The sequence below is a fragment of the Campylobacter sp. RM16190 genome (assembly GCF_012978835.1).
In the GTDB taxonomy this organism is placed as follows: Bacteria; Campylobacterota; Campylobacteria; order Campylobacterales; family Campylobacteraceae; genus Campylobacter_A.
Genome location: NZ_LIWS01000004.1, coordinates 143,050 through 161,300 on the forward strand (window position 1 = coordinate 143,050; position 18,251 = coordinate 161,300).

The window sequence follows — 18,251 nt, forward strand, 5'->3', positions numbered from 1 at the left end:
ATAAATTACGGTTGAATTAAAGTAGCTTTATGGATATGGATTAGTATTAAATTTTATTTGCGGGTTTCTTTATTTTTTTATTTCGGTATCCTTAAAAAAATCGCAAATATCACATTTAAATAGTTTGGATAGTTTAAATAGATGTAGCAGATTAAAGTGTTTGCCGTGAGCGTTGTTTTCCATATTGGCGTAAAATCCGCTTGATGCTTGTCCTATACTAAGAGCGGTTTCGAGCTGACTTAAGCTTCTATCCTGCCTAATCTTCTTTACGTTTGAAGCGACAGTATCTAAAAATTTATTATTCTCTTCTTCTGTTGTTATTTCCGGTAAATTTAGCATTTCATTCCTATAGAAAAGTTTTCTATAAGTTTATTTAGTATAAAATCCATTTACAATTTGTTATAGAAATCATTTCTATAGAAATGATTAAGGAGAAAGTAATGATTTTAGTTTGGATTTTGGCGCTATTGTTGGCAATTCCAACATATGGAATTTCTTTGATAGTAGCATTTGTCATAGGTGCTTTAAATATGCAAAAGAATGAAAATATTATTAAATCCGAAATCGGGTTTTTGGCAATTGAAGTTATCGATAACTATAAGGAGCATAGAAATTATCATACAAGACTAAGTGATGAACAAATACTTAATCTTGTTTCAAAATATTATGAAGAGATAATGACTAAACTATAAGTTTTTAGATTTACAGATAAAGACAGATCTGTATTGGCAACTGTGACAACTTATAGTATTTTGGAGGTGGAGAGTATGGACAGTAAAATGCTTGCAGATTGGTTTATCTAGTTAAAAAATAAAGGACATTTGGGTATGTTTTAATGTAAAATTTTAATAATTATTCAAAAACTAGCTTTGAAATCAAATAAATAATATGAGCAAAATAAAAATATTAATTTTGGACAATATGGGCAATATTCAAAGACGTGTATTTAAATCGTTTTTTGGAGTTGATATACAAAATGATTTATCATCATGATAATCCAGCAAAAATAGTTAAGCTGTATTGGAAATACTTACAAAGATTTGGCTGATTTGAATTTTTGATAGTAAATTTAAATAGAAAATACGAAAAAATTTTATATATTTTTGGTATTTATAAATTAAAACCCCGTCCTGTTTATAGGACGGGAAAGAGGTTATTTAAAATTTAGATTTTTAACATCTTCGTCAAGTTTCTTTAGTCTGTCTGACGGAGGAGTTCCGACTAGACCATGGTGCAATTCAATTTTTGCAGGTGGCTCAGGTATGGTAGCTGTTTGTGTTAGAGCTATTGTTATACCGTATTTAGATAGAGTATTGGCTAGGTGTAGTTGCCCCTCTCTTGCGATTGATTGGCATTGTCCTATGATTCTAGCAGCCTCTTGTGGTCCGTGGAATCCGTAACTATTCTCACTAAATGCAAAGTCCCATCTGATGTGCGCTTTTCTATGCATCCATAGCGGTTCTTTTAAAGCTTCGCTTATAGATTTTTTCTGCTCATCAGGTGCAAGTCCTGAAAAATCACTATGTTTAGCCAGTTCAACTCTTGCTGTTTTTAAATCTTCGATTAAAGATAGTAGGTCATTTTCGCATTTTCTAAGCTCGTGAGCATGGCGATTTTGGATAAATGAAATTCTCTCTTTTAGCTCATCTTCGCTTTGCATGTGGCATGTTTTACAACTTGCTGTTATATCTGCAAAAGGAGTTTGAACTATATGGTTTGTAACTTTTGTTGCGCCAACTCTCTTATAAGGCATATGGCAATCCACGCAAGTTACTCCGCTTCTGGCGTGAATACTTGTAGTGTGAAGCTCAGCCTCAGGGTGCTGCATCTTTATCATTTTAGCATCGGTTTGTTTATGCTTATAATCCGCTAAGAATAGGCCTTTATCATGCATCTCGTCGAAGTGCTGATCAAACATCTCTATTTTAAATGGCTCATCCTTAGGCCATTTTGACCATGGGAATACTAGAGTGGCTTGTTTTCCAGGATAGTATTCTACGTGGCATTGCATACATACATAGTTTCTCATCTCAGCTCTTGTAGCCTTTATACCTTGTTTTAGATCAGCTTCGTATCCGCGCTTAACCATAGCATTTACAAATCCTGGCCTTGTAACTCTTAAGCTCATATCATCAGGATGGTGACAGTCTGCACAGCTTGATCCTAAGTGAGAGCCGCCGTAGGCATCTTTGCCGTGTTTTTGCTCGACCATTTTCATTACATCAAAATATGGAATAGCATTCATCTTAGCCCAAGCCTCTTTTCTTGCTTGCCCATTCTCTTTGTCAATATCAAAGAAAGGCATATCTTGCTTGCTTGATTCTGTCGGATCTGTGCGTAATACTGTATAGCTAGGATCGTTTATTATGGCTGTTAGGTGACCTGTATGGCAGTTTACACAAAAACCAGGTTGTCCATTAAATGCAGGAAGGCCGTGAGCGTTTAGATACTCTTTATTATTTCTCATAGTTTCGATTTGATCGATTTGAGAATAAAAATGAAGTCTAGGTCTGTTATAATCTACCGCAAATGCATATCCTTGCCAAAAAACGGTAGCGGCAGGCCATCTCATGAGCTTGCTGTAAGGTACCGAGCCGGCAAAAGGTGTCTCAAAAAAGATATCTTTCATCGCTACTGAATCATCATATTGAGTCGGGAAATTTTTGCCCCACTCTCTGATATCAGGGTTTAGGTCACTAACCTTGTTAAGCATTAGAGGGTAGTGCCTCTCTTGCGCCTTTTTCTCACTGATATCGCTAAATAGTGCGAACATTCCTGCACCGCCGATAACAGCTATAATAAAAATTATACTAAACAATAGTTTATTTTTCATTGTAACTCCTTGATTTTAATAGTTATGAGCGTGACCGACTTGCCTATGACAAGAGACACAACTTAAAGATTCGTTTTGTATATTTGGATCTCCACCGTGAGCTTTGGCATTAACCGAAGTCGCAGCATATTCTCCGTGGCACTCTATACAGTTGTTTTGAATTACCTTTTTGCTCTTTGCATTAGCGCTAAAAGGCACAGGGTTGTCTTTAGCAGTAAAAGCATAGCTGTGACCAAAACCACTCTCAGCTTTCATCATCCACTTGCCTATGAAATCATGAGGAACATGACAATCATTACATGTTGCAACGTGTTGATGCCCACCTCTTTCCCAGCTTTCAAACACCTGATTCATAACATGGCAGTTTTTACAAGCTGATGGATCATCACTCATATATGAAAAACCTTTTGCATATACGAAGGTATAAAGTCCATGCCCCAAAACAACACCTATGCTAATCACAAGGATTAATGTAGCCAAGAAATAGGGTTGCTTTTTAGCTTTTTCTATGACTTTCAAAAAACCTCCTTATAGATAGATTAATATTTCGTAATAATATTACATTTAAATGAGAGATTAATTGACTTAAATCAATTTTTAACGAAAAAGTTGAATAAAATTTAAATTTTTCGTTAAAAAGTAACTATATAATAAATATTTAATTAATAACAATTGAGTAAAAATATATTAAAGTAGTCTTTAATATAATGTTTTTTGATTATGTATAAATTAGTATAGTATTAATTAATAAATATTAAATGCAATTAAATGTGCCAAATGTTTTATTAGTCTTTATTAATAGAATTTTGATAAAATTACTAAATTTTATAATAAGGTTTTTAAATGAATATCTTAATTACTGGAGGAGCCGGATATATAGGCTCTCACGTTCTAAAATCATTTCTTAAAGAGGGTGGGCATAAAATAACCGTAATAGACAATCTTTCAAAGGGCTCGATAGCCGCCATACATGCCATTAAAAGCATTGGTGAATTTGAGTTTATAAATATAAATTTAGAGGATGATTTAACTAAAATTTTTTATAATGGAAAATTTGAAGCCGTTATTCATTTAGCGGCTTTTATAGAGGTTCTTGAAAGCACTAGAGAGCCTTTAAAATACTATCTAAATAACACTGCAAACGTGGCTAGAATTTTGACCTATTGTAAAAAATTTGGCGTGAATAAATTTATTTTTAGCTCTACGGCTGCCGTTTACGGAGAGGCCGACACTCCTGAAGTTAGCGAATTAAGCCCTACAAATCCTATCAATCCGTATGGACACTCTAAGTTAATGAGCGAACAGATCATAAAAGATTATGCATCTTCAAATAGTAGCTTTAAATTTGCTATTTTGCGCTATTTTAATGTAGCCGGAGCCGATGAAGAGGGCCTTATAGGTCAAAATTATCCAAACGCAACTCATCTAATTAAAGTAGCTACGCAAACAGCTCTTGGAAAGCTTGAAAATATGAAAATTTTTGGAAACGATTATGCTACAAAAGATGGCACTTGCGTGAGAGATTATATGCATGTAAATGATCTTGCAGACGCTCATCTTGCCGCACTTAAATATATAGATAGCAATAGTAGCGAGATTTTTAATGTCGGATATGGATACGGTTTTAGTGTAAAAAGCGTTATAGAGGCCACAAAGAGAGTGAGCGGAGTAGATTTTAAAGTTATAAATTCATCCAGGAGAGATGGCGATCCTGTAGCGTTAATATCAAACGCAAATAAGCTTAGAAAACTAACCGGCTGGACTCCGAAGAGAGATAGCTTGGAATTTATAATCAAAACGGCTCTTGAGTGGGAGAAAAGAGCGTAAAAGCTTTTAATCTCACATCTTTTGAATTGAATTTATTCAACTAAATTTAAAATTTAATAAACCTAAAAAAGGTATAATCTAAGCTTAATAAAACTTCAAGGAATATTTTTGAAAATAGCTGTTATAGGCACCGGATACGTGGGTCTTGTAAGTGGTGCGTGTCTTGCCAAAATGGGAAATAGTGTAATTTGTGTAGATGTGAATAAAGAAAAGATTAATGACTTAAAGCAAGGGATAGTGCCTATATATGAGCCGGGGCTTACCGAGATGGTCGCCGAGTGCTTTACTAACGAAACTCTTAAATTTAGCACCGATATAAAAGAGGCTTTAGATCATGCAAATGTAATTTTTATAGCGGTTGGCACGCCTATGGGAGTTAACGGGCAGGCTGATTTAAAATATGTCTTGCAGGTTGCAAAGAGCATAGGCGAAAATATGAATAAGTCGTTAATCGTAGTGGATAAATCAACCGTTCCTGTAGGCACGGGTGAAAAGGTGCAAAATATCATAGCCCAAGAGCTAAAAAAAAGAAATTTGGATATAAAATTTGAGGTTGTGAGCAATCCTGAGTTTTTAAAAGAGGGTGCTGCGATTGAGGATTTTTTAAAGCCTGATCGTGTAGTAGTAGGCTCAAACGGAGGCTGGGCTGAAGAGATTATGCGCGAAATTTACGCTCCTTTTATGAAAAATCACGATAGATTTATAGCAATGGACGTAAAATCTGCCGAGATGACTAAATATGCGGCAAATGCGATGCTGGCTACTAAAATAAGCTTCATCAACGAGATAGCAAATATATGCGAAAGAGTTGGGGCGGACGTAAATTTGGTGCGCAAAGGCATAGGAAGCGACTCTAGGATAGGATATAGCTTCATCTATGCAGGATGCGGATATGGTGGTAGCTGCTTTCCAAAGGATGTTGAAGCGTTAATCTATACTGCCAAACAAAACGACTTTGAACCAAAACTTTTAAATGCGGTTGAGGAGAGAAACAAGGCTCAAAAGCGAGTTCTTTTCGATAAAATTTTTAAGTATTTTAACGGAAATTTAAAAGATAAAAAGATTGCCATTTGGGGGCTTGCCTTTAAGCCAAATACAGATGATATGAGAGAGGCTAGCTCGCTAACTCTTATAAATTTACTTGAAAATGCAGGTGCAAATATTGTGGCTTACGATCCAAAGGCTGTAAATGAGGCCAAAAAATATCTAATCCATTCTAAAATAAAATATGCAAAAAGCAAATATGATGCTTTAGATGATGCCGATGCCTTGATTCTTGTGACCGAGTGGAGTGAGTTTAGGTCGCCTGACTTTGACGAGATGAAGAAAAGGCTTAAAAACCCGCTTATTTTTGACGGTCGCAATCAATACAATTCAAAAATTTTAAAAGAGCTTGGATTTACCTATTTTCAAATAGGCGTTAGAGTTTAAAATAAAGGAAATATATGAAAATAGCTGTTATCGGACTTGGTTATGTGGGGCTGCCTTTGGCTGCTGCTTTTAGCAAGAAGTATGAAGTGGTGGGATTTGACGTAAATAATACTCGTATAGAAGAGCTTAAAAGTGGATTTGACCGCACTCTTGAGTTAAATAGCGAGCAGATGAACGAAGCGATAAAAAATTCAATGAAATTTAGTACAAATTTAGAGGATATCAAGGATTGCAGTTTCTTTATCGTTACAGTTCCAACTCCGATAGATAAAAATAAAAGACCGGATCTAACCCCTGTAATAAAAGCCAGTGAAAGCGTCGCAAAGGTTTTGAAAAAAGGCGACATAGTAGTATACGAAAGCACAGTTTATCCAGGAGTTACGGAAGAGGTTTGCGTGCCGATACTTGAAAGAGTAAGCGGAATGAAATTTAATCAAGATTTTTACTGCGGATATTCACCTGAACGTATAAATCCGGGAGACAAAGAGCACACTGTAACAAAAATAAAAAAGATTACCTCCGGCTCCACTCCGCAAATCGCAGACAAAGTGGATGAGGTTTACCGCTCAATAATTACGGCAGGCACTCATAAGGCGCCAAGTATAAAGGTGGCGGAAGCTGCAAAGGTCATAGAAAATACTCAGCGCGATATCAATATCGCCTTCATAAACGAGCTTGCGATGATATTTGAGCGCATGAACATAGATACATCGGCTGTTTTAGAGGCTGCCGGCACTAAGTGGAATTTTTTAAATTTCCGCCCAGGGCTTGTTGGAGGCCATTGTATAGGCGTAGATCCATATTATCTTACACATAAGGCTCAAGAGCTTGGCTTTCATCCGGAGATGATTTTAGCTGGTCGTAGGATAAATGATAATATGGGAAAATACGCGGCATCTCAGGTAATAAAACTGATGATCAAAAAAGGCGTAACAATAAGCAGTGCAAAGGTGCTTGTTTTAGGGCTTACATTTAAGGAAAACTGCCCTGACATTAGAAATTCTCGAGTTATAGATGTGATAGAGGAGCTTAAGGATTTTGGCTGCAAGGTTGATGTATACGATCCTTGGGTGGACGAGGCGGAAGTAAAGAGGGAGTATGGCATAACTCCGCTAAAAAATTATGACGAAAATGATTATAACTGCGTGATTATCGCTGTTGCGCATGATAAATTTAAGGGGCTAAAATTTAAAAATGTCCTAGTTTATGATATCAAAAATATCTATCCGGACGCCGATGCGAGACTCTAGTGCTTATCAATCTGATTAGCTCAATTGTTGTTTTTGTAATATCTTTAGGGATAAATTTCTTTTTGACTCCCTATATCTTAAGAAGCCTTGGCAACGAGGCTTACGGCTTTGTCGCTCTTTCTAACGCTATAGTTTCATATGCTTCTGTTATTACAGTGGCTATAAATTCGGTTAGCGGTCGCTTTGTGGCATATGAGTGGCATAGAGGTGATATTAACAGGGCTAACATCTACTACTCCTCCGTTTTAAGCGTAAATATAATTTTTTCTGTTTTAGTAGCACTGCTTTCGGCGATTTTTATCCTAAATTTAAGTAGCGTTTTGAATGTGCCAGAAAATTTGGAGCGCGATGTCAAATTAACCTTTGTTTTTTACTTTATAAATTTCTGTGTAGGGCTATTTAACGGCGTTATCACCGTATCTGCCTTTGTGAAAAACAAACTTTATCTACTCTCTATTAGAAATGCGATTTCAAGTGCGATTTTGGCTATTTTGATAGTTTTTTTCTTCTATTTTTTTACTCCAATGATATCATATATCGCCATTTCGGCACTTGTGACCTCTATTTTTGTATTTTTAAGCACTATTTTTATATCCGCTCGCATCACTCCGGAGCTAAAATTTGATATATCTAAATTTGATTTTAACAAGATAAAAGAGCTTTTAAGCTCTGGCGTTTGGAATAGCTTTAACGCCTTAAACCGCGTGCTGATGACAGGAATGGATCTATTTATCTGCAATATCTTTATAAATGCTAACGTCACAGGGCTTCTTGCTGTATCAAAGGCCGCACCTATTATTTTAGAGAGCTTTGTGGCTCAGCTTAGTGGAGTTTTTGCACCTAAATTTGTAGAGCTTTACTCGAAAAATAATCTTTTGGCCTTGATTAACGAGACTAAATTTTCAATGCGAGTTATTGCCTTTGTAATGAGTGTTCCGGCAGCTATTTTTGTGGTATTTGGACGAGAGTTTTACACCATTTGGCTGCCGTTTAAGAGTAGCGAGGAGATAGCTTTAATATATAATCTTTCGATGATAACGCTTGTTCCGATTATCTTTATAAGCTATGCCTTTGCGCTTTTTAACCTTGATAGCGCGACCAATAAGCTTCGTAGGCCGGCTATCGCAAATACTATTTTGGGTGTTAGCACCATTATCGCTCAAATTTTGATCTTAAAATTTAGCGATTACGGAGTATATGGGGTGGCTATTATAGGAGCTGTTTTTTATAGCGTTCGCATACTATTTTTTGACCTTATAAATGCGGCTTTAAATTTAGAGCTAAAAGTAACGACATTTTATGGAGTATATCTTAAGAATTTAGGTATTTTTATAGTTTTATCTACGGCCATTTTTATATTTAGCAGCTTTATTGATATTAAAACTTGGATGGAATTTATCCTTTGTTCGGTTTTGTTTTTGATTTTTGGATATGTCGTTAACTTATTTTTGATATTTAATAGGTTTGAGCAAAAAATTGTTGTAAATAAGATTATTGCTAAATTTAAAAGGTTTGCAAATGCATGAAAATAGCCTGTTTTTAATATCTCTGAAAAAGGACGAAGCTAGACGCGAGGTTCTCAAAAATCGCTTTGCAAGCTATGATAAATTTAATGTCTTGGATGCGATTGATGGTAGATTGATGAGCGCCAAGGAGTATTTTGGATACGCGCTTAATAGCTTTAAGACTTACAATAGACTCTTAAGTCCTGGCGAGATTGGTTGTAGCCTCTCTCATATGAGGGCTTATGAGGAGTTTTTAAGTAGTGACGCAAAATTCGCACTAATATTTGAAGATGATGTTATAGGGGATGATGAGGGTATAAAAAAAGCATTTGAACTAGCGGATAAAATAGATAAAAACTCAATTTTGATTTGCGGCTGTCAAGAGGGACTTGCGGGTAGATTTTCGGCCTTTGGAAAGAGGCTAGAAGATGGTTTTTACCTGGTTTCAAAGCACTCTTATGTGAGTATTTATAGGGCGGCTGCTTATATAGTGACAAGAGATAGCGCCAAGGCCTTGCTTGATACGCATAAAAGAGCTATTTGTACGGCAGATTTATGGAGTTATCTATTGACCTCAAATAAGCTTAATATGTATTTTAGCGATATTTTTGCTCATCCTGTTGATCTAAGTGATTCAAATATCAATAAAGAGCGTGATGAGCGCGGGTATGCCAAGATAAATTTAAAAGCCCTATTTAAATCGTTTAAATATATCTTAGCGACTAGATATGAGGCTAAATTTAAGGGCTATGAGAGAATTTTTAAGGAAAAGACGTGAATATAAATGAGCCTTTAATAAGTGTCATAATCCCTACGTTTAACCGTATCAATCTATTAAAAAAGGCTTTAAATTCGGCTCTTAATCAAACTTATAAAAATTTAGAGATCATAATAACCGATGATAAGAGCAGTGATGGCACTAGTGAGTTTTGTCAAAATTTAAAAGATCCTAGAGTGAAATATGTGGTGAACGAAACCCATACAAAGGGTCCAAACGGAAATAAAAATAACGGCTTTGATAATTGCAATGGAGAGTTTATCTGCCTGCTTGACGATGATGATGAGCTGTATTTAACAGCTATTAGCGAGTGTTTTGACTTTATAAAACAAGGATATAATGCTGTGTTTGCAGACTGTATTTGTGAGCTAAACGGTGATATAAGCGGTAAAATTTCAGGCAGAAATCCCTATGAGAAAAGCTGCGAGATGAGCAAGATAGACTATCATTGCGGCAGGATAAATGGAGAGTATTTTAAGCTTTTTTCTCATAAATTTATAGAAAATTTTCGCTTAGACGAGAATAGTTTCGGCGGAGAAAACGAGCTATATATTAGGTTTTTTGAAGATTTGGTCTATTATCACAAAAAACCGCTTTACATATATAGGATAGCCCGCTTTGACAGCGCTACGGCAAATGCCGCCAAGCATGCAGATAAGGTTGCCAATGCCTATCTAAAAACCGCAAATTTATGCTACGAGATAGCAAGCAAGATGGCGCCTGAATTTTTAGCTCTTCAGTATAAAAATGCCGCATATTACGCCAAGATAGCTGGCAAATATGCACTTATGTATGAGTGTTTATTTAAGAGTTTAAGAATCAAATTTAATAAAGAGACTCTTGTATTTTTACTGCTTAGCCCGCTTCCAAGCTCATTTTTACAAAGGCTATCTAAGCTTAGAGTCAAGATAAAAGAGAGGTTTGGGATATGAAAATCTTGTTTGTAATCTCGACTCTAAGATGTGGTGGAGCTGAGAGGGTGTGCTCTATAATCGCTTCTAAATTTAGTGAGACTAACGAGGTGGTGCTGGCTAAATTTGATAGCAGTGAGCCATTTTACGAGCTTGATAGCAAAGTAAAGCTCGTAAATTTAAATCAAGGCGTAGGAGATTTTGGATTTTTAGGAAATTTAAAGAAGCGTTTTAGCAAATTTGCCTCTTTAAGAAAGATGATAAAAGATGATAAATTTGATGCTGTTGTATCATTTTTGGATAGCACCAATATTTTGGTTTTAATGAGTAGCGTGGGTTTAAAAACTCCTGTTATAATCAGCGAGCATACTAGCTTTAATGCCCCGAAAAAACCGATTATTAAAGCTTTAAAATATATCTTTTATCCCTTTGCAGATGCGCTTAGTGTGCTGACAAAAGAGGACAAAGGATATTATTCTAAATTTTGCAAAAATGTAGAAGTTATATATAATCCTGGTTTTGGTAAAAATAATGATGAACTAAGCTGTTTAAAAGAAAATTTAGTGATTTTTGTCGGACGCTTAAATATGCTAAAAAACTGTGCGATGTTTGTAAGAGTGGCTGCAAATTTAAAGAATTATGGCTATAAATTTATAGTTGCAGGAGATGGCGAACAGAGGGAAAAACTGCAAATGCTATCTAAACAGCTTGGAGCGCAAGTCGAGTTTTTAGGCAATGTGGCAGATGTTGAGAAACTTTATAAAAGGGCTAAAATTTTAATCTCAACCTCTATTGTTGAAGGGCTTGGAAATACGCTAATAGAGGCGATTGGCTATGATTGTGCAAGGGTTGCTACTAAGACAAGCGGTGCAAAAGAGCTTATAACGCATGGATTTGACGGATTTTTATGCGAAATAAACGATGATAAGATAATGAGTGAGATGGTTTTAAATTTGATCCAAGATGAGACGAGAAGAGATGAGCTTTGCAAAAACGCAAGAGCCGGGCTTTGGGAGTTCAGCGTGGATAATATATATGAAAAATGGCTTAATATGATTAAAGAGGCGGTGTGAATTGAGAATTTTGTTTGTTATAGCGGCACTTAGAAATGGTGGCGCAGAGCGTGTGCTAAGCGCTGTTTCTAGCGGGTTTGCAAAGCAAAATGAGGTGCATATAGCAGTCCTTGAGGAGGATTTAGGGTATTATAAATTTCCTCCCGAGGTTATCTTTCACCATCTTAAAATTTACGGCAGAAGTAGGGTGCTAAATAAATTTAGAAAGATTTCAGTTCTTAGAAGCTGCTTTAAAAAGATTGCGCCAGATGTCATAATAAGCTTTATAGATTGGACTAACGTAGCTTGTGTGGTGGCAAATTTTGGACTTGGATTTAAACATATAGCCAGCGAACACCATGAAAACGGGCATCTTAAGGCATTGAAATTTAGATTTATCAGAGATTTCGCATATAGAAATGTGGATGGACTTAGCGTGCTAACTCAAAATGACATCGACTACTATAAATTCGTAAAAAATAGGGTCATACTGCATAATCCATTTTTTTTAAAGGACTCCAAGGGGCTTGCAAAGGAAAATATCATATTAAGTGTGGGCAGGCTTGAATTTGTAAAAGGCTATGATCTATATCTAAAGGCTCTAGCAAAGATAGATAAAGAGATTTTAGAGGGCTGGGAGATAAAGATAGCAGGAGAGGGCTCTGCTGGAGCTGAGCTAAAAAATTTAGCCGATGAGCTTGGGCTGAATATCAAATTTTTAGGACATATCGAGGAGATAGAGCCATACTATGAGCGCTCTAAAATATTTGTATCATCTTCTCGTAGTGAAGGGCTTTCAAATGTATTGATAGAGGCTGCAAATTTTGATTGCGCAAGACTTTCTAGCGATACGGTCGGAGGCAAGGAGCTTATAAATGATGAGGTAAGCGGGCTTTTGTTTAAGGGTGAAAACAAAGAGGAGATGGCTAAGAAGCTAACAAGACTTATAAAAGATGAAAATTTACGCCAAACTCTTGTAGAAAACGCAAGAAAAGATTTAGATAAATTTAGGATAGATAATGTCATGCAAAAGTGGCAAAATTTTGTGGAAGAAGTAGTGGTCAAGTGATAAAACTAGCCGTATTCCTATACTCTATGGGGCCAGGAGGCGCTGAGAGAGTAGTATCAAATTTACTTACCGGACTTGCCAAAGAGTATGAAGTGCATCTGATTCTTATGAGCGATGTCATATCTTATGAAATTCCTCCTCAAGTAAAAATTCACCTCATAGAGAACTCAAATCCCTATGAAAGCGGTATAAAAAAGATATTTAGATTATTTTTTACTCTGCCTAAATTAGCTTTAAAATATAAAAAATTGTGCGAGAGTTTAAGTATAGATAGGCACTTTGTGTTGATGAACCGCCCTTGCTATATCGCTTTAATGGCTAGAATTTTTGGCTTAAAGGGGAGAATGGTCATAAGCGAGAGAAGCTGTCCCTCTATAATATACGGCAAAAAAATCAGCGGGAGAGCAAATAAATTTCTTATCAAGCTTCTTTACAATAGAGCCGATTTAATCTTAGCCAATGCGAATGGGAATGCTAGAGATTTGGTTGAGAATTTTGGCTGTGATGAAAAAAAGGTAAGAGTGCTATATAACGCCGTTAATTTAGAAAGCATAAGAGAGCTTGCAAATGAGCATTATGAAAGTGATTTTATACCTTTTTTTATAAATATTGGACGACTTGATAGCGGAAAAAATCAGGCTATGTTGATTAAAATAATCTCAAATTTAGATGATCCTCGCGCCACTCTTGCAATTTTAGGCAAGGGAAATTTAGATAAAGAGCTTCAAAATCTTATCGATGAACTTAAACTAAATGATAGAGTTAGACTTTTGGGAGCTCAGAAAAATCCGTTTAAATTTATTAAAAATGCCTCTTGTTTGGTTTGCGCTTCACGCTTTGAAGGGTTTTCAAATGTGCTTTTAGAGGGCTTGGCATGTGAGAAATTTATAATATCAACAGATCATCAAAGCGGAGCAAGAGAGCTTTTGGGTGATGATGAATTTGGTGTTTTAGTAGGCGTTGATGATGAAAAAAGTATGCTAGAGGCTATGAAAAAAGCGCTTGATGATGAAAAACTTAGAGAAAAATATGAAAAAAAAGCGTATAATCGCATTAAAAATTTTGATAAAACAGAGATAACAAGGCAGCTTATTGAGTATTTGGAAGGAAACAATGATAGGTGAATTTTTAAAGAGCTTAAAGAGTATTCAATTTTCAAAACAGACATTTTTATTAATCTCTTTGGCATTTATTTTTAGTGTTGCCTGTAGGTTTTATTGGGTATATTGGGCAAGCGATTATGAGTCGTTTTTTTGGAATAATCAGCTTATGATTAGCACCAATGACGGCTATGCATTCGCCGAGGGCGCGCGTGATATGATAGCCGGATTTCATCAGCCAAATGACCTTAGCTACTATGGAAGCTCGCTTTCTACTCTTACTTACGTCATAGCTAAAATTCTGCCATTTTCTTTTGAAACCACTATCTTGTATATGAGCGTATTTTTTAGCTCCTTAATTGTTGTTCCTATTATCTTGATAGCACGCGAATATGGCGTAACTAGAGCTGGTTTCATAGCCGCTCTTTTGGCAAGTATAGCTAATAGCTACTATAATCGCACAATGGCAGGGTATTATGATACCGATATGCTTACTATAGTCTTGCCGATGTTTGTCATCTGGTCGATGGTGCGTTTGGTGGAGCAGAAAAAACGGGTAAATTTGATATTTGTGCCTATTTTTATGCTGGTTTATATCTGGTGGTATCCTAGCTCATACTCGCTAAATTTCGCTACTATAGGTATGTTTTTGCTCTATACCTTAATTTTTGATCGAAATAATAAGCTAAACTACGAAGCACTTATCTTTATGATAATAGCTCTTACCTATATAAATTTTTACATTAAAATTTCACTTATATTAACCATCTATCTACTAATCTATTTTAGACCAAATTTATGGAACCAAAGAAGTATCGCCGCGCTTGGATTATTTGCTGTTTTGCTTTTTGCTATCACGGGTGGTCTAAATCCAATACTTTTTCAACTGAAATTTTACGTATTTAGAAGCGTACCTGAAAGCTCCGGACTGGCATTTCACTACTTTAACGTAAATCAGACCATAAGGGAGTCTGGGATAGTGGAATTTGACGTGTTTGCGCAGCGTATAAGCGGACATGTGATTACCTTTGTAGCCTCTTTGGTTGGAATAATAATACTATGCTTTAAAAAAAGATCTTTTCTTCTCGCTCTTCCTATGCTATTTTTAGGCTTTTTGGCTGTAAAGGGCGGACTTAGATTTACCATATATTCAGTGCCTGTCATGGCTATTGGATTTGGATATTTTGTAGTTTGGGCTATAAATTTATTTAAGCTCAATATATGGCTAAATAGAGGCATAATCTTAGCCATATCTATTGTTTCGATTCTGCCTTGTTTGTTTCACATATATGGCTACAAGGTTCCTACGGTGTTTTATAGGCAGGAGGTTGAGAGCCTGGATAAACTAAAGCTTGTGGCGGATAGAGAGGATTATACTCTAGCTTGGTGGGATTATGGCTATCCGATTCGCTACTATGCCGATGTTAAGAGTTTGATTGACGGCGGAAAGCACCTTGGCAGGGATAATTTCGCAGTTAGTTTTGCATTGGGGGAAAATCAAATCAGCTCAGCCAATATGGCTCGCCTTGAGGTCGAATATACGGAGCGTAATTTTACAGAGAAATTTGGCTCAAATTTAGCCAAGATGATGCAAGATTATAATGCTACAAATGCAAATGCTTTTTTAAATTCGCTAAATAACAATAATTTTAATCTGCCTAAAAAGACAAGAGATATATACTTTTATCTGCCAGATTCCATGATGCATATCTTCCCTGTTGTATTGCAGTTTTCAAGACTTGATCTGACTAGCGGAGCGGAGTATGATAATGTGCTTTTTTATATAGGCGCTCCGTACGCGATTAAAAATGAAGGTGTTGATATAGGCGGAGGTTTTATCATGTCAAATGATGCCTCAAAGCTAATTTATAATGGTGATAATGTGCCAATAAATACATATTTTGAGACCAGTTATGATGAAAAAGATAAGCTTGTGGTAAAGCCTTATAGGATAGATTCAAGTGCGAAGGTCTATGTAGTTTATATGAAGGATTATAGAAGATTTTTGGTGATTGATGAAAATGCACTAAACTCGGCTTATATTCAACTTTTTGTGTTTGAAAATTACGATAAAGAGCTATTTGAGCCGGTTGTATTAAACGGTGCGGTTAAAATTTATAAATTATTGAAATAATTAGTGTATAAAATCTAAATTTGATAAATAAAAAGGTTAATTTTAATGGCTAGAATCGGTTTTTTATCCCATGCCGATATGAGCATCTATCACTTTAGAAGCCCAATAATGCGAGCCTTAAAAGAGCTTGGACATGAAGTTTTTGCCATTTGTCCAAAGGGCGAATATGTAAAACGGCTTGAAAATGAGTTTAATTGTGTTACATACGAGCTTGACCGTGCCAGCTTAAATCCCTTTGTGGTTATTAAGAACTCAAATAGACTTAGTGAAATTTTACGCACTCTAAATTTAGACCTACTTCAAACTTCAGCCCATAAATCAAACGTATTCGGCACCTTTGCGGCTAAAAAAGCGGGCATAAAGCATATTATCAATTTAGTCGAAGGGCTTGGAAGTTTTTATATAGATAACGATTTAAAGACAAGGCTTATACGCGTAGCAATAGAAGCGCTTTATAAAAGGGCTCTAAATTTAAGCGATGCTTGCATATTTGTAAATGAGGCTGATCCAGAGTATTTTTTGAAGCAAAATTTAATCAAGCCAGAAAAGATCATAAAGATTAAAAGCGTAGGAGTAGATATTGATAAATTTGATCCAAATAGAGTCATCGGAGCAAATTTGGGCGATAAAAAAGTGGTTTTGATGATAGGTCGGGCTATGTGGCATAAGGGGGTTAGGGAATTTTATGAGGCTGCAAAAATCCTAAAACACCGCAGCGATACTCAATTTGTCTATGTCGGAGAGGGATTTGATGGCAATAAAAGCACTGCCGATGAGAGCTTTTTAAGAAGCGGGGATGTCCTTTATCTAGGTGCAAGAGACGATATTGCAGAGCTTTTAAAATCTAGCTTTTTACTTGCTCTTCCAAGCTACCGCGAGGGCTTTCCTAGGACAATTTTAGAGGCTATGAGTGTGGGCGTGCCGGTAGTTGCAAGCGATGTTGCAGGATGCAATGAAGCTGTAATAGATGCAGTAAATGGTCTTCTTTGCGAGGTAAAGAACGCCTCTGATTTAGCCAAAAAGATTGAAATTTTACTAGACGATGAAATTCTAGCCAAAAAAATGGGTACAAATGGCAGAGCAATGGTAGAAAAAGAGTTTGACGAAAGAGATATCGCTATAAAATATATTGAGGCGTATAGGAAATTTATCGATGTATAAAGCGTTTTTTAAAAGGTTTTTAGACATTTTAGGCTCCATTGTTTTGATAGTCATTACTTTGCCTATTATGATTGTGGTTGCGATTTTAATCTACTTTAAACTAAGTAAAAGCGTGATTTTTACTCAAGCTAGACCAGGACTGAATGCAAAGATATTTAAAATTTATAAATTTAAGACAATGAGTGAGGAAAGAGACGAAAATGGCGAGCTTTTGCCGGATGAACAGAGGCTAACTAAATTTGGCAAAACGATTAGAAGCCTTAGCCTAGATGAGCTTCCTCAGCTTTTTAACGTGCTAAAAGGCGATATGAGTTTCATTGGACCCCGCCCGCTTCTTATAGAATATCTACCTCTTTACAATGCTAGACAGGCTAAAAGACATAATGCAAGGCCGGGTATTACGGGGCTTGCTCAGGTAAATGGCAGAAATGCGATAAGCTGGGAGCAGAAGTTTAAATTTGACGTTGAGTATGTAGAAAATTTAAGCTTTATAATGGATGTTAAAATAGCTTTGATGACCGTTAAAAAGGTGCTTAACAGAAGCGGAGTGAGTAAAGAGGGGCATGTGACGACGGAGAAATTTGATGGAACAAACTGAAATTTATATTTACGGATGCAGCGGGCATGGCGCAGTTGTAGCCGATATCGCCGCAGAGTGCGGGTATGAGAAAATTTGGTTTTTGGATGACGTTAAATTTGACGGTAAAAATATCTTAAAATTTAGCCCTGAGCTTAAAAAGGCCGATGTTATCATAGCTATAGGCGATAATAACACTAGAAAAAAGCTTCAAGATGTCGTGCAGAAAGCTGGATTTAATGTCGTAAGCTTGATTCATCCAAGTGCGGTTATAAGTAGTAGTGCTAAAATTTGTTGTGGAGTCGTAATCATGCCAAGAGCCGTAGTAAACGCTCATGCCATCATAAAGCAGGGTGCTATCATAAATACGGCAGCTGTTGTAGAGCATGACTGTATTATCGGAGAGTTTGCGCATATCAGTCCTAATGTGGCGCTGGCCGGTAGCGTTAAAGTAGGGGATTTAAGTCATGTTGGAATTGGATCAAGCGTCATACAAAATATCAAAATCGGTGCAAATTCGGTAATCGGTGCAGGCAGTGTTGTAGTAAGAGATATAGAAGAAAATGTCGTAGCATACGGAATTCCTGCTAAAAAAATGAGAAATTTGGACTAAAATTTGATAA

General features: G+C 36.2%; 17 protein-coding genes. 14 read left to right on the forward strand and 3 right to left on the reverse strand.

Going from position 1 to position 18,251, the window contains the following annotated elements; all coding sequences use genetic code 11:
• Positions 1-69: 69 nt before the first annotated feature.
• Complete coding sequence (locus tag CDOM16190_RS06040; protein WP_170019332.1) at positions 70-339, reverse strand: XRE family transcriptional regulator; 270 nt, start codon at positions 337-339, stop codon at positions 70-72.
• Between the two features lie 101 nt (positions 340-440).
• Here CDOM16190_RS06040 and CDOM16190_RS06045 point away from each other — a divergent pair, with 101 nt between their 5' ends.
• On the forward strand, positions 441-692 hold the full coding sequence (locus CDOM16190_RS06045; protein ID WP_170019333.1) for a hypothetical protein: 252 nt from the start codon (positions 441-443) through the stop codon (positions 690-692).
• A gap of 461 nt (positions 693-1,153) precedes the next feature.
• Here the strand turns inward: CDOM16190_RS06045 and CDOM16190_RS06050 are convergent, their stop codons facing one another.
• Positions 1,154-2,833, reverse strand: coding sequence for an ammonia-forming cytochrome c nitrite reductase subunit c552 (locus tag CDOM16190_RS06050; protein ID WP_170019334.1), 1,680 nt, complete (start codon positions 2,831-2,833; stop codon positions 1,154-1,156).
• Positions 2,834-2,848: 15 nt separating this feature from the next.
• Positions 2,849-3,352: a cytochrome c nitrite reductase small subunit gene (nrfH, locus tag CDOM16190_RS06055; protein ID WP_249321525.1), complete on the reverse strand. Its 504-nt coding sequence runs from the start codon at positions 3,350-3,352 to the stop codon at positions 2,849-2,851.
• Positions 3,353-3,676: 324 nt separating this feature from the next.
• On the opposite strand from nrfH, the gene galE reads away from it, so the two are divergent.
• The 13 genes from galE to CDOM16190_RS06120 all read left to right on the forward strand — a co-directional run bounded on the left by galE (position 3,677) and on the right by CDOM16190_RS06120 (position 18,241).
• Positions 3,677-4,660 (forward strand): UDP-glucose 4-epimerase GalE, encoded by a 984-nt coding sequence (gene galE / locus CDOM16190_RS06060; RefSeq protein WP_170019335.1) that lies wholly within the window; start codon positions 3,677-3,679, stop codon positions 4,658-4,660.
• A 108-nt stretch (positions 4,661-4,768) separates the two neighbouring features.
• Complete coding sequence (locus CDOM16190_RS06065; RefSeq protein ID WP_170019336.1) at positions 4,769-6,091, forward strand: UDP-glucose dehydrogenase family protein; 1,323 nt, start codon at positions 4,769-4,771, stop codon at positions 6,089-6,091.
• A 14-nt stretch (positions 6,092-6,105) separates the two neighbouring features.
• Entirely contained in the window at positions 6,106-7,341 is a 1,236-nt protein-coding gene (gene tviB, locus CDOM16190_RS06070) for a Vi polysaccharide biosynthesis UDP-N-acetylglucosamine C-6 dehydrogenase TviB (protein WP_170019337.1), read from the forward strand.
• Complete coding sequence (locus CDOM16190_RS06075) at positions 7,341-8,867, forward strand: MATE family efflux transporter (RefSeq protein WP_170019338.1); 1,527 nt, start codon at positions 7,341-7,343, stop codon at positions 8,865-8,867. Before tviB ends, CDOM16190_RS06075 begins: the two co-directional genes overlap by 1 nt.
• On the forward strand, positions 8,860-9,624 hold the full coding sequence (locus CDOM16190_RS06080) for a glycosyltransferase family 25 protein (protein ID WP_170019339.1): 765 nt from the start codon (positions 8,860-8,862) through the stop codon (positions 9,622-9,624). Before CDOM16190_RS06075 ends, CDOM16190_RS06080 begins: the two co-directional genes overlap by 8 nt.
• Positions 9,621-10,556, forward strand: a complete 936-nt coding sequence (locus tag CDOM16190_RS06085) for a glycosyltransferase family 2 protein (protein WP_349644380.1) — start codon at positions 9,621-9,623, stop codon at positions 10,554-10,556. Before CDOM16190_RS06080 ends, CDOM16190_RS06085 begins: the two co-directional genes overlap by 4 nt.
• Positions 10,553-11,608, forward strand: a complete 1,056-nt coding sequence (locus tag CDOM16190_RS06090; RefSeq protein ID WP_170019340.1) for a glycosyltransferase — start codon at positions 10,553-10,555, stop codon at positions 11,606-11,608. Before CDOM16190_RS06085 ends, CDOM16190_RS06090 begins: the two co-directional genes overlap by 4 nt.
• Position 11,609: 1 nt before the next feature.
• Positions 11,610-12,656, forward strand: coding sequence for a glycosyltransferase (locus CDOM16190_RS06095; RefSeq protein WP_170019341.1), 1,047 nt, complete (start codon positions 11,610-11,612; stop codon positions 12,654-12,656).
• Positions 12,653-13,780, forward strand: a complete 1,128-nt coding sequence (gene pglJ, locus CDOM16190_RS06100) for an N-acetylgalactosamine-N,N'-diacetylbacillosaminyl-diphospho-undecaprenol 4-alpha-N-acetylgalactosaminyltransferase (protein WP_170019452.1) — start codon at positions 12,653-12,655, stop codon at positions 13,778-13,780. Before CDOM16190_RS06095 ends, pglJ begins: the two co-directional genes overlap by 4 nt.
• Positions 13,770-15,890, forward strand: a complete 2,121-nt coding sequence (locus tag CDOM16190_RS06105) for an STT3 domain-containing protein (RefSeq protein WP_170019454.1) — start codon at positions 13,770-13,772, stop codon at positions 15,888-15,890. Before pglJ ends, CDOM16190_RS06105 begins: the two co-directional genes overlap by 11 nt.
• A gap of 45 nt (positions 15,891-15,935) precedes the next feature.
• Positions 15,936-17,051 (forward strand): glycosyltransferase family 4 protein, encoded by a 1,116-nt coding sequence (locus CDOM16190_RS06110; RefSeq protein WP_170019342.1) that lies wholly within the window; start codon positions 15,936-15,938, stop codon positions 17,049-17,051.
• Entirely contained in the window at positions 17,044-17,649 is a 606-nt protein-coding gene (locus CDOM16190_RS06115; protein ID WP_170019343.1) for a sugar transferase, read from the forward strand. The genes CDOM16190_RS06110 and CDOM16190_RS06115 overlap by 8 nt, the downstream gene beginning before the upstream one ends.
• Positions 17,636-18,241 carry an acetyltransferase gene (locus CDOM16190_RS06120; RefSeq protein WP_170019456.1) on the forward strand — a complete coding sequence of 202 codons (606 nt, stop codon included), beginning with the start codon at positions 17,636-17,638 and terminating at the stop codon, positions 18,239-18,241. Before CDOM16190_RS06115 ends, CDOM16190_RS06120 begins: the two co-directional genes overlap by 14 nt.
• Positions 18,242-18,251: the final 10 nt, after the last annotated feature.

What these genes read in the sequence shown, in the direction of transcription:
- CDOM16190_RS06045 (WP_170019333.1), top strand. Translation starts at nt 441, where the DNA reads ATGATTTTAGTTTGGATTTTGGCGCTATTGTTGGCAATTCCAACATAT.
- CDOM16190_RS06080 (WP_170019339.1), top strand. Translation starts at nt 8,860, where the DNA reads ATGCATGAAAATAGCCTGTTTTTAATATCTCTGAAAAAGGACGAAGCT.
- CDOM16190_RS06090 (WP_170019340.1), top strand. Translation starts at nt 10,553, where the DNA reads ATGAAAATCTTGTTTGTAATCTCGACTCTAAGATGTGGTGGAGCTGAG.
- galE (WP_170019335.1), top strand. Translation starts at nt 3,677, where the DNA reads ATGAATATCTTAATTACTGGAGGAGCCGGATATATAGGCTCTCACGTT.
- CDOM16190_RS06105 (WP_170019454.1), top strand. Translation starts at nt 13,770, where the DNA reads ATGATAGGTGAATTTTTAAAGAGCTTAAAGAGTATTCAATTTTCAAAA.
- CDOM16190_RS06115 (WP_170019343.1), top strand. Translation starts at nt 17,044, where the DNA reads ATGTATAAAGCGTTTTTTAAAAGGTTTTTAGACATTTTAGGCTCCATT.
- CDOM16190_RS06050 (WP_170019334.1), bottom strand. Translation starts at nt 2,833, where the DNA reads ATGAAAAATAAACTATTGTTTAGTATAATTTTTATTATAGCTGTTATC.
- tviB (WP_170019337.1), top strand. Translation starts at nt 6,106, where the DNA reads ATGAAAATAGCTGTTATCGGACTTGGTTATGTGGGGCTGCCTTTGGCT.
- CDOM16190_RS06040 (WP_170019332.1), bottom strand. Translation starts at nt 339, where the DNA reads ATGCTAAATTTACCGGAAATAACAACAGAAGAAGAGAATAATAAATTT.
- CDOM16190_RS06110 (WP_170019342.1), top strand. Translation starts at nt 15,936, where the DNA reads ATGGCTAGAATCGGTTTTTTATCCCATGCCGATATGAGCATCTATCAC.
- CDOM16190_RS06120 (WP_170019456.1), top strand. Translation starts at nt 17,636, where the DNA reads ATGGAACAAACTGAAATTTATATTTACGGATGCAGCGGGCATGGCGCA.